This is a genomic window from Pseudomonas sp. DF5 (assembly GCF_058148225.1).
The window spans coordinates 32,180-45,839 of record NZ_JBYVYM010000020.1; the positions used below are offsets into that span (position 1 = coordinate 32,180).

General features: G+C 60.3%; 12 protein-coding genes. 8 read left to right on the forward strand and 4 right to left on the reverse strand.

Going from position 1 to position 13,660, the window contains the following annotated elements; all coding sequences use genetic code 11:
* Window positions 1-162 precede the first annotated feature (162 nt).
* The 4 genes from AC30D7_RS18700 to AC30D7_RS18715 all read right to left on the reverse strand — a co-directional run bounded on the left by AC30D7_RS18700 (window position 163) and on the right by AC30D7_RS18715 (window position 4,874).
* The gene (locus tag AC30D7_RS18700; RefSeq protein ID WP_105340924.1) at window positions 163-1,137 is read right to left on the reverse strand and encodes a serine/threonine protein kinase; all 975 of its coding nucleotides are present in this window, start codon (window positions 1,135-1,137) and stop codon (window positions 163-165) included.
* A gap of 194 nt (window positions 1,138-1,331) precedes the next feature.
* Complete coding sequence (locus AC30D7_RS18705; protein ID WP_490135057.1) at window positions 1,332-3,233, reverse strand: PhoX family protein; 1,902 nt, start codon at window positions 3,231-3,233, stop codon at window positions 1,332-1,334.
* 72 nt (window positions 3,234-3,305) lie between these two features.
* Window positions 3,306-4,070, reverse strand: coding sequence for a TOBE domain-containing protein (locus tag AC30D7_RS18710; RefSeq protein WP_018928815.1), 765 nt, complete (start codon window positions 4,068-4,070; stop codon window positions 3,306-3,308).
* Window positions 4,071-4,133: 63 nt separating this feature from the next.
* Window positions 4,134-4,874: a ComF family protein gene (locus AC30D7_RS18715; RefSeq protein ID WP_490135058.1), complete on the reverse strand. Its 741-nt coding sequence runs from the start codon at window positions 4,872-4,874 to the stop codon at window positions 4,134-4,136.
* 90 nt (window positions 4,875-4,964) lie between these two features.
* Between AC30D7_RS18715 and bioB the strand changes: the two genes are divergently transcribed.
* The 8 genes from bioB to AC30D7_RS18755 all read left to right on the forward strand — a co-directional run bounded on the left by bioB (window position 4,965) and on the right by AC30D7_RS18755 (window position 13,630).
* Window positions 4,965-6,020, forward strand: a complete 1,056-nt coding sequence (gene bioB / locus AC30D7_RS18720) for a biotin synthase BioB (protein ID WP_490135059.1) — start codon at window positions 4,965-4,967, stop codon at window positions 6,018-6,020.
* A 209-nt stretch (window positions 6,021-6,229) separates the two neighbouring features.
* Window positions 6,230-7,408 (forward strand): 8-amino-7-oxononanoate synthase, encoded by a 1,179-nt coding sequence (gene bioF / locus AC30D7_RS18725; RefSeq protein WP_490135060.1) that lies wholly within the window; start codon window positions 6,230-6,232, stop codon window positions 7,406-7,408.
* Complete coding sequence (locus tag AC30D7_RS18730; RefSeq protein ID WP_019580705.1) at window positions 7,401-8,132, forward strand: alpha/beta fold hydrolase; 732 nt, start codon at window positions 7,401-7,403, stop codon at window positions 8,130-8,132. Before bioF ends, AC30D7_RS18730 begins: the two co-directional genes overlap by 8 nt.
* Window positions 8,125-8,937 (forward strand): malonyl-ACP O-methyltransferase BioC, encoded by an 813-nt coding sequence (bioC, locus tag AC30D7_RS18735; protein WP_028940262.1) that lies wholly within the window; start codon window positions 8,125-8,127, stop codon window positions 8,935-8,937. The genes AC30D7_RS18730 and bioC overlap by 8 nt, the downstream gene beginning before the upstream one ends.
* A complete protein-coding gene (gene bioD, locus AC30D7_RS18740) occupies window positions 8,934-9,614 on the forward strand; it encodes a dethiobiotin synthase (RefSeq protein WP_018928820.1) in 681 nt (226 codons plus the stop codon). Before bioC ends, bioD begins: the two co-directional genes overlap by 4 nt.
* Before the next feature lie 120 nt (window positions 9,615-9,734).
* On the forward strand, window positions 9,735-10,031 hold the full coding sequence (locus AC30D7_RS18745) for a hypothetical protein (RefSeq protein WP_018928821.1): 297 nt from the start codon (window positions 9,735-9,737) through the stop codon (window positions 10,029-10,031).
* Window positions 10,032-10,308: 277 nt separating this feature from the next.
* Window positions 10,309-12,114: a phenylacyl-CoA dehydrogenase gene (locus AC30D7_RS18750; protein WP_007936490.1), complete on the forward strand. Its 1,806-nt coding sequence runs from the start codon at window positions 10,309-10,311 to the stop codon at window positions 12,112-12,114.
* A 226-nt stretch (window positions 12,115-12,340) separates the two neighbouring features.
* Window positions 12,341-13,630: a GGDEF domain-containing protein gene (locus AC30D7_RS18755; RefSeq protein ID WP_018928822.1), complete on the forward strand. Its 1,290-nt coding sequence runs from the start codon at window positions 12,341-12,343 to the stop codon at window positions 13,628-13,630.
* The last annotated feature ends 30 nt before the right edge of the window (window positions 13,631-13,660 follow it).

Genomic DNA, 13,660 nt, shown 5'->3' on the forward strand with positions numbered 1-13,660 from the left:
TAGGCAGCTAACAAAGAGGGGATTGTATAGATGTGTGGCCTTTTTTGTAGGAGCGAGGCTTGCCCGCGAAGAACGATGACTCGGTATGTCAGGCAAACCGCATTATCGTTCTTCGCGGGCAAGTCGGATCGCCGCACCGCTCGCTCCACAGGGACGCGGTGTTTAGAAGAGTTTCAATGGCTCTTCATTCAGCGCCGCCAATTGCTCACGCAACGCCAACACTTGATCGCCCCAATAGCGTTCGGTGCCGAACCACGGAAAGCTGCGAGGGAAGGCCGGGTCGTCCCAGCGACGGGCGAGCCAGGCGCTGTAGTGCATCAACCGCAAGGCGCGCAGCGGTTCGATCAGTGCCAGTTCCCGCGGGTCGAAGTCGTGGAATTCGCTGTAGCCGTCCATCAGTTCCGACAATTGCCCCAGACATTCCTGGCGGTCACCCGCCAGCATCATCCAGATATCCTGCACCGCCGGGCCCATGCGGCAGTCGTCGAGGTCGACGATGTGGAACATTTCATCGCGGCACATCATGTTGCCGGGGTGGCAATCGCCATGTATGCGGATGTTCTGGTGTGGCGTGGCCTGGTAGACCTCTTCCACGCGCTTGAGCAAGTCGCGGGCGACGGACTCGTAGGCCGGCAGCAGACTGCGCGGTACGAAATTGCCTTCGAGCAAGGTGGCCAGTGAGTCGTGACCGAAGTTTTTCACCCCAAGCACTTCACGGTGTTCGAACGGTTTTGTAGCGCCGACCGCATGCAGACGACCCAGCAGTTGGCCCAGGCGATACAGCTGATCAAGGTTGCCCGGCTCCGGTGCGCGACCACCCCGGCGCGGGAACAGGGTGAAACGGAATCCGGCGTGTTCGTGCAGGCTTTCATCGTTGTGGATCAGCGGCGCGACCACCGGTATATCGCACTCGGCGAGTTCGAAGGTGAATTGGTGTTCTTCGAGAATCGCTTGGTTGGTCCAGCGCTGCGGACGGTAAAACTTTGCGATCAGTGGCTCGGAGTCTTCGATGCCGACCTGATAGACACGGTTCTCGTAGCTGTTGAGCGCCAGAATGCGCGCGTCGCTGAGAAAGCCGATGCTTTCGACGGCATCGAGCACGAGGTCTGGGGTGAGGGTTTCAAACGGGTGGGCCATGCTGACTCCTGCGCGCGGCAGGCTGCCGCGTCCGGCCAAGCATGGTAGCGCAGACGGGGCCTCTTTAGGGGGTGGGCTTGAGGTAAGTGTGGTTTGGGCTGACGCTTTCGCGGGCAAGTCGGATCGCAGCACCGCTCGCTCCTACAGTAGGCGCGAGCGGTGCGGCGATCCGACTTGTCCGCGAAGAGGCCCTGTCAGGCGCCGACGATCCCGCCATCCTCGCGGGTAATCGCCATCACCGAAGACCGCGGCTTGCCGTTGGGCAGGTGTTCAGGGAACGTCGACCCGCCGTTTTCCCCCGGATGCTGAATCCCGACAAACAAGGTCTTCTGATCCGGCGAGAAACTGATCCCCGTCACCTCACAGCCCACCGGCCCGACCATGAAACGGCGGATCTCACCGGTCATCGGGTCGGCGCACAGCATCTGGTTATTGCCCATGCCCGCGAAGTCGCCCGCGTTGCTCGTGTCGCCATCGGTGAGAATCCACAAGCGTCCGGCCTTGTCGAAGCCCAGGCCGTCCGGGCTGTTGAACATGTTTTGCGGGGTGATGTTCGACGAGCCGCCCTTCGGCGTGCCGGCGTGGACACCCGGGTTGCCGGCGACCACAAACAGGTCCCAGGCAAAGCTATTCGAACCGTGATCGTCGCGGTCGGTGCGCCAGCGCAGGATCTGCCCGTAGACGTTCTTCTCGCGCGGGTTCGGGCCGCCTACCGGCTGGCCTTCTTCGCCGCGCTTGGCATTGTTGGTCAGGGTGCAATAAACCTGGCCGTCCTTGGGGCTGACAACGATCCATTCCGGACGGTCCATGCGCGTGGCGGTTACCACACTGGCTGCGAGGCGTGCATGAATCAGCACTTCGGCCTGATCGGCAAAACCGCTGCTGGCGTCGATGCCGTTCTTGCCGTGGGTCAGTTCGATCCACTGACCCTGGCCTTTCGGATGATCGGCATTGCCATCGCCCGCGTCGAAACGCGCCACATACAAGGTGCCGTGATCCAGCAGGTCGCGGTTGGCCTTGGGGTTTTCGTGGTTGATCTTGTCGCGGCTGACGAATTTGTAGATGAACTCGCCACGTTCGTCGTCGCCCATGTACACCACGGCGCGACCGTCATTGGTTTCGGCCAGCGCGGCGTTTTCATGTTTGAAGCGGCCCAGCGCGGTGCGTTTGACCGGCGTCGATTGCGGATCGAACGGGTCGATCTCAACAACCCAGCCGTGGCGGTTGAGTTCGTTGGGATTTTTCGCGAGGTCGAAGCGTGGATCGTGTTGATGCCAGTTGATGTCTTTGCTGGTTGCCACGGCGCCGTAGCGTTTCTGCGCGGCGTCGAACTTCTGCTCGGCATTGCTGCTGCCGAAGCAGTCGGTGAAGTTCTCTTCGCAGGTCAGATAAGTGCCCCACGGCGTTTTGCCGTTGGCGCAGTTCTGGAAGGTGCCGAGGACGTTCTTGCCGTGTTTGTCGGCACTGGTTTTCAGCAGATCGTGACCCGCCGCAGGGCCGCTCAGTTTGATGGGCGCATTACCGTGAATGCGCCGGTTGTAGCGCGAGCCCTGGACGAACTGCCACTGGCCGTTCTTGCGCTGCACTTCGATCACTGACACGCCTTCGCAGGCCAGGGCCTTGCGCACCTCTGTAACCGATTGCGGCATGCCGCGGTGAGGGTAGAGGTAGCGGTAATTGGTGTATTCGTTGTTGATCGCCATCAGCGCCCGGTCCTTGTCACCGGGGAATTCGAACAGGCTCATGCCGTCGTTGTTGTCGCCGAACTGGACTTCCTGGTGCTCGGCCGTACCGTTGCCGCTCGGGTCGAATGCCGGGCCATTCTTTTGCAGAGGCTGACCCCAGCTGATCAGCACCGAGGATTTGTAACCAGGCGGCAGGGTGATGGTGTCGGTGGTGGCGGCGGCGATACTGTCGAAACCCAACAGTTTGCTGGAGCCAGCGCTGACGCTGGCAGCCAGCACGCTGCGACTCAGCAGGTTGCCACCGAGGAACATCGCCGCACCGCAGAGGGCGCCGGCGCTGATGAAGCCACGACGGCTGAGGCCGACCATTTTTTCGAGGTCGGTGGGTTGGTTGTCTTCTAATAGGCTCACATCAGGCTCCCTGCGGGTTTTTGCAGTCACCTTAAGGGCGGTTGATGAAGCTTTTGTTGCAGTGTCTACAGGCTAGAGCGGTGTACCCAGCAGGATGTTCGATGGCGCGAACTGCACCTGCACCGGTTTACCGGCGGCAAGCCCGAGGTTTTTCAGGTGCAGCGGCTCGGCCAGGGCGCAAAGTGTCTGGCCATTGGGCAGGCCGATGCGCACTTCGCTGGGGCTGTCTTCGGCGTCGAGGATTTCTTCGATCGTGCCCTTCAGGCAATTGTTGCCATGTGTTGCAGCTTGATCGATGCCAAGCAGTTCCAGCCAACCGGCCTTGATCAGTGCGACCACTTCGGTACCCGTTTCCAGCTCCAGGCGCAGGGTGCTGTCGTGAGTGATCTGCGCGTCGATGAGCAAGCCTTCGGCCAGTTCAAGGCGGATCCGGTCGTTGCGCCCCTGTGCATCGATCGCCACGACCTTGCCGTGCAATTGATTGCGCGCGCTGGTTCTGAGCATCAGCCGACCGAGCAAGTCCAGGTCGCTGGCCTCTTCAGCGGCTTCCAGAACCTGAGCCTGCAACGCTTGCAGCTTTTGATACAGGCGCAACACGCGCTCGCCTTCGCTGGACAATTTGGCGCCACCGCCGCCCTTGCCACCAACGCTGCGCTCCACCAGTGGTTTCTGCGCGAGGTTGTTCAGCTCGTCGATGGCGTCCCACGCGGCCTTGTAACTCAGGCCGGCGCTTTTTGCGGCGCGGGTGATCGAGCCCTGTTCGGCGATGTGTTGCAGCAACGCAATGCGCTGCGGACGACGGACAATGTGCTGGGACAACAACGTAGGCAAGGACATGGCAAGGCGCTTTGGGCTGTGGCGATGGATGGGACGTTGGCGGCTTGGCGTGCGGGAGTCAAGTCAGGCCCCATCGCCAGGTTTGGGGGTACGGGCCAGGCAGTAGACGTCGACCCGCGTCGCCCCCGCCGCCATCAACAGCCGGGCCAGGGCCTGTGCGGTGGCGCCGGTGGTCAGCACATCGTCCACCAGTGCGAAGTGGCGACCTTTGACCGAGGCCTCGGGTGCCAGTGCGAAGGCGTGGCGCAGGTTCTTTTTACGTGCGTCGGCATTAAGGTCTTGTTGCGCGCTGGTGTCCTGAATCCTCACCAACAGCGTTTCATCGCAGGGAATGCCGAGGCCAGTGCTGAGCCAGCGGGCTAGCATTGCGGCCTGGTTGAAACCTCGCTGGCGCAGCCGCCTGGCGGCCAGCGGTACCGGTATCAGCGCATCGGGCCGATCCAGATCTTCATCGAAGCGATGTTGCAGGAACTGAGCAAGAAGTTCGGCGAGCAGGCGGCCAAACGGCCATTTTGCGCTGTGCTTGAAGCGGGTGATCAAACTGTCGACGGGAAAGCTGTAAGTCCAGGGAGCGGCGACTCGCTCGAAGGCTGGCGGTTGTTTCAGGCATTGGCCGCACGTCAGACCGGTGGCGGGCAAGGGCAGGGCGCAGGTATGGCATTGGTCGCCCAGCCAGGGCAGCTCGGTTTCGCAGGCCATGCAGATCGGTATGGTGTCGTCCGCGACCTCTGAGCAGAGCAAACAGGATTGTTTGTTTTTTAACCAGATGTAAACCGGTCCTTCGTATCGTGGTTGACAGTGCATGAGTCTTCCTTAAATATGCCGAACATCCGTGTCGCGTCTGTGGGTATTCCATTCCCCAGTCGCTTGCCAAGCATAACCAAGGAATCGCCCATGAGCGCCAGCACCACTGCCACCCTGCGTCACGACTGGTCTTTGGCTGAAGTCAAAGCACTCTTCGTTCAGCCATTCAATGACCTGTTGTTCCAGGCGCAGACGGTGCACCGCGCGCATTTCGACGCCAACCGCGTCCAGGTTTCCACCCTGCTGTCGATCAAGACCGGCGCGTGCCCTGAAGATTGCAAATATTGTCCGCAATCGGGCCACTACAACACCGGCCTTGAAAAAGAAAAACTGATGGAAGTGCAGAAGGTCCTCGAAGAGGCCGCTCGCGCCAAGGCCATCGGTTCGACCCGTTTCTGCATGGGCGCGGCGTGGAAACACCCGTCGGCCAAAGACATGCCTTACGTGCTGGAAATGGTCAAAGGCGTGAAAGCCATGGGCCTGGAAACCTGCATGACCCTCGGCCGTCTCGATCAGGACCAGACCGTCGCCCTGGCCGAAGCCGGCCTGGACTACTACAACCACAACCTCGACACCTCGCCGGAGTACTACGGCAGCATCATCACCACTCGCACTTACAGCGAGCGCCTGCAAACCCTGGCCTACGTGCGTGACTCGGGGATGAAGATCTGCTCTGGCGGCATTCTCGGCATGGGCGAGTCCCTCGACGACCGCGCCAACCTGCTGATCCAGCTGGCCAACCTGCCAGAGCATCCAGAGTCGGTACCGATCAACATGTTGGTGAAAGTCGCCGGCACGCCGCTGGAAAATGCCGACGACGTCGATCCGTTCGACTTCATCCGCATGCTCGCCGTTGCACGCATCCTGATGCCGAAATCCCATGTACGCTTGTCCGCCGGCCGCGAAGCGATGAACGAACAGATGCAGGCCCTGGCGTTCTTTGCCGGCGCCAACTCGATTTTCTACGGCGAAAAACTGCTGACCACCGCCAACCCGCAAGCCGACAAGGACATGCAACTGTTCTCGCGTCTGGGCATCCTGCCGGAAGCCCGCGAAGAGCACGCCGACGAAGTGCATCAGGCCGCCATCGAACAGGCACTGGTGGAGCAGAAGAGCAGCGAGCAGTTCTATAACGCTGCTGTCTGATCCAGCACAAATCGAATGTGGGAGCGGGCTTGCTCGCGAAGGCGTCAGTACAGCCGACATCAAGGTTGAATGTCACACTGCTTTCGCGAGCAAGCCCGCTCCCACATTAACCGCGCTCAACCTGTGGGAGCGTGGCTTGCCCGCGATGGCCGTGACTCGGTCTCCAGACAAGTCAGGATAGCTCCCCATATCTGACCTTCGAGGCCTGCATGTCTTTCGATCTCGCCGCACGCCTTGCTGCCCGTCGTGCTGAAAACCTTTATCGCCAGCGCCCGCTGCTCGAAAGCCCTCAAGGCCCGGAAGTGGTGGTCGATGGTCAGCCGTTGCTGGCGTTCTGTAACAACGATTACCTGGGCCTGGCCAATCACCCGCAAGTGATCGAAGCCTGGCGCGCCGGCGCGTCGCGTTGGGGTGTGGGCGGTGGTGCTTCGCATCTGGTGATTGGCCACAGTGGCCCACATCACGCGCTGGAAGAAGCCCTTGCCGAATTCACCGGCCGCCCACGCGCACTGCTGTTCACTACCGGCTACATGGCCAACCTCGGCGCGGTCACCGCATTGGTCGGGCAGGGCGATACGGTGCTGGAAGACCGACTCAATCACGCGTCACTGCTGGATGCCGGGTTGCTGTCCGGGGCGCGTTTCAATCGCTACCTGCATAACGACGCGGCCAGTCTGGCCAAGCGCCTTGAGAAGGCCACCGGCAATACGCTGGTGGTCACCGACGGTGTGTTCAGCATGGACGGCGACATCGCCGATCTGCCGGCGCTGGCGCGGGAAGCCAAGGCCAAGGGTGCCTGGTTGATGGTCGATGATGCTCACGGCTTTGGTCCGCTGGGCGCCAATGGCGGTGGGATCGTCGAGCATTTTGGCCTGAGCCAGGATGACGTGCCGGTGCTGGTCGGCACTCTCGGCAAGGCGTTCGGTACGGCCGGTGCTTTTGTGGCTGGCAGTGAAGAGTTGATCGAGAGCCTGATCCAGTTCGCTCGTCCTTACATCTACACCACCAGCCAACCGCCGGCGCTGGCCTGCGCGACGCTGAAAAGCCTGGAGTTGTTGCGCAGAGAACACTGGCGACGTGAGCATTTGCAGGCGCTGATTCGCCAGTTCCGCGAGGGTGCCGAACAGATTGGCCTGGAGTTGATGGACAGCTTCACGCCGATCCAGCCGATCATGATTGGCGATGCCGGGCGCGCGGTCCGGTTGTCTCAGATGCTGCGTGAGCGCGGCCTGATGGTGACTGCGATCCGCCCACCGACCGTGCCTGCCGGTAGCGCCCGTTTGCGTGTGACCTTGACCGCAGCCCACACCGAGGCTCAGGTACAGCTATTGTTAAATGGACTGGCCGATTGTTTTCAACAACTGGGACCGGAGCCAAGCCATGCGTGATCGTCTGATTCTGCTGCCGGGCTGGGGGCTCGGGATTTCTCCGCTGGAACCCTTGGCGGCTGCCTTGCAAGGCCTGGATGAGCATCTGCGCGTCGAAATCGAACCACTGCCGGAACTGGAATCGAGCGACCTTGAAGAATGGCTCGATGAACTGGATTCGACGCTGCCCCAGGATGCCTGGCTCGGTGGCTGGTCATTGGGCGGCATGCTGGCGTCCGAATTGGCGGCGAAGCGTGGTGACCGTTGCTGCGGTTTGGTGACCCTGGCGAGTAATCCTTCTTTTGTCGCCCATGAGCAGTGGTCGAGCGGGATGCCCGGCGAGACCTTCGACGCGTTTCTGGCCGGTTGCAAAGTCGACCCAGGCATAACGTTGAAACGTTTCTCGCTGCTGTGCACCCAAGGTGCCGCAGACCCGCGCGGGCTATCGCGGCTGTTGCTCGCTGGCGCACCGCTTTCGTCTCCATCGGTGCTGATGAGCGGCCTGGAGTTGCTTGCACAGCTGGATACCCGGCAAGCGTTGCAGGCGTTTCGTGGTCCGCAATTGCACTTGTTCGGTGGCCTCGACGGATTGGTCCCGGCCGAAGCGGCGGGGGATTTGCTGGCGCTGCTGCCGGATGTCGAAATCGGTCTGATTGAACAGGCCAGCCACGCGTTTCTTCTGGAAGACCCCCATGGTGTGGCGGGGGCGATTCAGGCCTTTTTGCATGAGTCCGGTGATGACTGATTTGTCCCTTCCCAACCTGCCCGGCGGCTTGCCCGATAAACGCCAGGTAGCGGCGTCCTTTTCCCGAGCGGCAGCGAGCTACGACAGCGTGGCCGAATTGCAGCGCGACGTTGGCAATGAATTGTTGCGTCGCTTACCGGAGGATTTTGTCCCGGGTCGATGGCTGGACATGGGTTGTGGCACCGGGTATTTCAGCCGTGCGCTCGGTGAGCGTTTTCCTGCCGGCAACGGGCTGGCCCTTGATATCGCAGAGGGGATGCTCAATCACGCCCGTCCCTTGGGCGGCGCCAACCATTTCATCGCCGGTGATGCCGAACGCTTGCCGTTGCAGGATTCGACCTGCGACCTGGTCTTCTCCAGCCTGGCGGTGCAATGGTGCGCGGATTTCGCCTCGGTGCTCAACGAAGCGAATCGGGTGCTGAAACCGGGCGGTATTTTCGCGTTTGCTAGTCTGTGTGTAGGGACTCTGTACGAATTGCGCGACAGCTGGCGTCAGGTGGATGGCATGGTGCACGTCAACCGCTTCCGCGAGTTCGGTGTTTACCAGCAGCTTTGCGCGGGCAGTGGCTTGAAGGTCATCAGCCTTGAAACACATCCACATGTGTTGCATTACCCCGATGTCCGCAGCCTGACCCATGAGCTCAAGGCTCTCGGGGCGCATAACCTGAACCCCGGTCGGCCGGGCGGTTTGACCGGCAGGGCGCGAATCCTCGGCTTGATCGAGGCTTACGAGCAGTTTCGTCAGGCACAGGGACTGCCGGCGACTTATCAAGTGGTTTACGCCGTTCTGGAGAAACCCTTATGAGCGCAGCCTATTTCATCACCGGTACTGACACCGATGTCGGCAAGACCACCGTCGCCGCAGGTTTGCTGCATGCCGCGCGATTGTCAGGCTTGAGCACCGCGGCGGGTAAGCCGGTAGCCTCCGGGTGTGAGCTGACGCCCAAGGGATTACGCAACGCCGACGCACTGGCACTGCTGGCTGAATGCTCGATACCGTTGACCTACGATCAGGTCAATCCGGTCGCGTTCGAGCCGGCGATCGCACCGCATCTGGCGGCGCGGGAGGCTGGCGTGGCGCTGACCGTGCAATCGTTGCTGGCACCAATGCGGCAGGTTCTCGATCTGCAGGCGGACTTCACCTTGATCGAAGGCGCTGGCGGCTGGCGAGTGCCGTTGGCGGATCAAGACAATCTGTCAGATCTGGCCATGGCGCTGGATCTGCCGGTGATCCTGGTGGTCGGCGTGCGCCTGGGCTGCATCAACCATGCGCTGCTGACGGCCGAGGCAATTGCTCGCGATGGTTTGCAGTTGGCGGGGTGGGTGGCGAACATCATCGATCCGAAGACCTCGCGTCTTGAAGAGAACCTGGCGACGCTGGCCGAGCGGATTCCCGCGCCGTGCTTGGGGCGGGTGCCGAAACTCAAGTCGGTGACGGCCGAAGCGGTGGCCGAACATCTACAGCTGGATCTGCTGGACTGACGTTTATGGCGTGGGTTTTACCTATGATAAGGCACTGTGCCATTAGTGTTTTTGTCGGGCCTTTTAGCGGCGTGTCTGGTTCAATGGCCGCTGTTGATCCTTTGTAGGACGAGTTCTCCCATGGAAATCTCAGGAAACACCGCTTTCTATGCCGGTCTGAGCACTATTCAGACAGGGCAGAGCCGCGTCGATCAGGCTTCGGGGCAGATCGCCAACAACACCATCGAGCGTTCGGTCACCAGTCAATCCTCTGAGGTTCAGGTCGATCGTCTACGCTCGGTAGATCGCAGCCAGCAATCGGATCTGGCCAGTAATGTGGTCGAGATGTCTCAAGGCAAGTTCCAGGTGGAACTTGGCGTCAAAGTCGCCAAGGCCTCCGATGAAATGCTCGGTACGTTGATCGATACCTTCGCCTGATTCCTCACTGAATTCACTATCCCAGCGCCGCGCCTGTCCGCGGCGTTTTTCTGCGTAAGTCCTTCTCCCTCAACTAATCTCTCCTACATGACGTGTTGCTCAATCAACGACGTTGCGCCACTGCGCGCCCAAGATTTTCATAGATCGAAGACGAACGGCAAAAGATCGGCGCTTGACAAGATTTGGGCGTAAACGTATGTTTCAAACAACTGTTTGACCGTTACAACAAATCACCACGGTCGTTCATTCCCGGTTACATCAGCAGAGGTTTATCGCTATGCCTGACTACAAGGCCCCCTTGCGTGATATTCGCTTCGTTCGTGACGAACTGCTCGGCTACGAAGCGCACTATCAGAGCCTTCCGGCTTGCCAGGACGCAACTCCGGACATGGTTGACGCCATTCTCGAAGAAGGCGCCAAGTTTTGTGAGCAGGTGCTGGCGCCGCTGAACCGCGTGGGTGACACCGAAGGCTGCACCTGGAGCGAGTCCGGCGTTAAAACCCCGACCGGCTTCAAAGAAGCCTACAAGCAATTCGTCGAAGGCGGCTGGCCAAGCCTGGCTCACGACGTAGAGCACGGCGGCCAGGGTTTGCCAGAGTCTCTGGGGCTGGCTGTCAGCGAAATGGTTGGCGAGGCCAACTGGTCGTGGGGCATGTACCCAGGCCTGTCCCATGGCGCGATGAACACCATTTCCGAACATGGCACGCCTGAGCAGCAAGAGGCTTACCTGACCAAACTGGTTTCCGGCGAATGGACCGGCACCATGTGCCTGACCGAACCGCACTGCGGCACTGACCTGGGCATGTTGCGCACCAAGGCTGAACCTCAGGCCGACGGCTCCTACAAAGTGTCCGGCACCAAGATCTTCATCTCGGCCGGTGAGCACGATATGGCCGACAACATCGTCCACATCGTTCTGGCACGTCTGCCGGACGCACCTGCCGGCACCAAAGGCATTTCGCTGTTCATCGTGCCGAAATTCCTGCCGAACGCAGATGGCTCGATCGGCGCGCGCAACGCGGTGAGCTGCGGTTCCCTGGAACACAAGATGGGCATCCACGGCAACGCCACCTGCGTGATGAACTTCGACGCGGCCACCGGTTACCTGATCGGCCCGGCTAACAAAGGCCTGAACTGCATGTTCACCTTTATGAACACCGCACGTCTGGGTACCGCGCTGCAAGGTCTGGCACACGCCGAGATCGGCTTCCAGGGCGGCCTGAAATACGCTCGCGATCGCCTGCAAATGCGCTCCCTGACTGGCCCGAAAGCGCCGGACAAAGCCGCTGACCCGATCATCGTTCACCCTGATGTACGTCGCATGCTGTTGACCATGAAGGCGTTCGCCGAAGGCAACCGTGCGATGGTTTACTTCACCGCCAAGCAAGTCGACATCGTCAAATACGGCGTCGATGAAGAAGAGAAGAAGAAAGCCGACGCATTGCTGGCCTTCATGACGCCGATCGCCAAAGCCTTCATGACTGAAGTCGGTTTCGAATCCGCCAACCACGGCGTGCAGATCTACGGTGGCCACGGCTTCATCGCCGAGTGGGGCATGGAGCAGAACGTTCGCGACAGCCGTATTTCGATGCTGTACGAAGGCACCACCGGCATCCAGGCACTCGACCTGCTGGGCCGTAAAGTGCTGATGACTCAAGGCGAAGCGCTCAAGGGCTTCACCAAGATCGTTCACAAGTTCTGCCAGAGCAACGAAGGCAATGACGCGGTCAAAGAGTTCGTCGAGCCATTGGCTGCGCTGAACAAAGAATGGGGCGAGCTGACCATGAAGGTCGGTATGGCGGCCATGAAAGATCGCGAAGAAGTCGGCGCAGCATCCGTGGACTACCTGATGTACTCCGGTTACGCCTGCCTGGCCTACTTCTGGGCTGACATGGCGCGTCTGGCGGCCGAGAAACTGGCTGCCGGTACCACCGAAGAGGCGTTCTACACCGCCAAGCTGCAGACTGCGCGCTTCTACTTCCAGCGCATCCTGCCGCGTACCCGCACTCACGTTGCAACCATGCTGTCGGGCGCCAACAACCTGATGGACATGAAAGAAGAAGACTTCGCACTGGGTTACTAAGCCCTACGCAGTCTCTTCACAAAGCCGCTGCTTCTTCGGAAACAGCGGCTTTTTTATGCCTGACGCAAACGATCACGTCTTTAAATATTCCTGACTAAAACGCTAAGAAGAACGACTTTGCTGCCGTTAAAGAGGCTGCGATGTGACACGTGTCACATTGCACGTGCTTAGCTGCTCCAAATGCAGGCACAATGCCATCTTTGTTTGCCGGGTCGGAGCTTTACCCTTGCCGCGTTCTTCCGCTGTACGTTTCAGCCATTTTTTGCCATCGCTGCTGTTGTTGCTCGCGGGGCTTGCGGCTGCCTACGTCAAGGATCTCAACGTCTTCTTCACTTCGCTGTTCAACGTGCTGCCCACTCTGGTGCTGTTGCTCGGCGGTGCGTATTGCGCGGTTTATCGACGTCAGCGTGAACTGTTTTTGATGGTCACGGTGTACATCGCCTACTTTCTGCTCGACACCCAGACTGACTATTACCGCGACAACGGCAAGGTTCGTGAAGACGCCGCGGTGGTGTTCCATCTGTGCTGTCTGTTGTTGCCGTTGCTGTTTGGCTTGTTCGCTGCCTGGCAAGAGCGTACTCACCTGTTCCAGGACATGGTGGCGCGTTTCGCTGTGTTGCTGGCGTTCGGCAGTGTGGCGCTGGGGCTGGAGCAAAGTTACCCACAGGCGCTGCTGATGTGGCTGTCGGAGATCCGCTGGCCGGCGTTGCATGGTGCGTGGATGAGCCTGATCCAATTGTCTTATCCCGTGTTCATCGCCTCGTTCCTGTTATTGGCCTGGCAATACTGGCGCAACCCAAGACCCTTGCACGCTGCGCAATTGGTGGGGCTGTTGGGATTGTTCTGGATGTTGCCGAAAACCTTCATCCTGCCCTTCACCCTCAACATCATGTGCAGCCAGGTGATGTTGATGATTGCCGCCGCAGTTGCCCATGAGGCCTATCAGATGGCTTTCCGCGACGAACTCACCGGCCTGCCGGGGCGCCGCGCCCTGAACGAGCGCATGCAACGGCTGGGGCGCAATTACGTGCTGGCGATGAGCGACGTCGACCACTTCAAGAAATTCAACGACACCCACGGCCACGATGTCGGCGACCAAGTGTTGCGTCTGGTCGCCAGCAAGCTGTCGAAAATCAGCGGTGGGGGTAGGGCATATCGCTACGGCGGTGAGGAATTTGCCTTGGTGTTCGCAGGCAAGACCCTCGAAGAGTGCATGCCGCATCTGGAGGTCATCCGCGAATCCATTGCCACTTACAACATCCAGCTGCGCAATCAGGACAGCCGTCCCCAGGATGACCAGCAGGGACGCCAGCGTCGCGCGGGTTCGGGTGCCTCGAGTGTTTCGGTCACCGTCAGCATCGGCGTCGCCGAACGCCTGGAACAACGCACCCCCGAAGAAGTGCTCAAATCCGCCGACCAGGCGCTCTACAGCGCCAAGGGCGCGGGGCGAAACTGTGTGATGGCCTTCGGTCAGAACCGCCGTGGCGCAGTGCGCATGGACGCTGCTGCGGGTTGAGTGATGATGGCGCATTCAGCGTCTGGACTG

Coding starts and splice junctions, on each gene's coding strand:
- AC30D7_RS18730 (WP_019580705.1), top strand. CDS start 7,401: ATGCGTGATCGTCTGATTCTGCTGCCGGGCTGGGGGCTCGGGATTTCT.
- AC30D7_RS18750 (WP_007936490.1), top strand. CDS start 10,309: ATGCCTGACTACAAGGCCCCCTTGCGTGATATTCGCTTCGTTCGTGAC.
- AC30D7_RS18745 (WP_018928821.1), top strand. CDS start 9,735: ATGGAAATCTCAGGAAACACCGCTTTCTATGCCGGTCTGAGCACTATT.
- bioF (WP_490135060.1), top strand. CDS start 6,230: ATGTCTTTCGATCTCGCCGCACGCCTTGCTGCCCGTCGTGCTGAAAAC.
- AC30D7_RS18715 (WP_490135058.1), bottom strand. CDS start 4,874: ATGCACTGTCAACCACGATACGAAGGACCGGTTTACATCTGGTTAAAA.
- bioC (WP_028940262.1), top strand. CDS start 8,125: ATGACTGATTTGTCCCTTCCCAACCTGCCCGGCGGCTTGCCCGATAAA.
- AC30D7_RS18700 (WP_105340924.1), bottom strand. CDS start 1,137: ATGGCCCACCCGTTTGAAACCCTCACCCCAGACCTCGTGCTCGATGCC.
- AC30D7_RS18710 (WP_018928815.1), bottom strand. CDS start 4,070: ATGTCCTTGCCTACGTTGTTGTCCCAGCACATTGTCCGTCGTCCGCAG.
- bioB (WP_490135059.1), top strand. CDS start 4,965: ATGAGCGCCAGCACCACTGCCACCCTGCGTCACGACTGGTCTTTGGCT.
- bioD (WP_018928820.1), top strand. CDS start 8,934: ATGAGCGCAGCCTATTTCATCACCGGTACTGACACCGATGTCGGCAAG.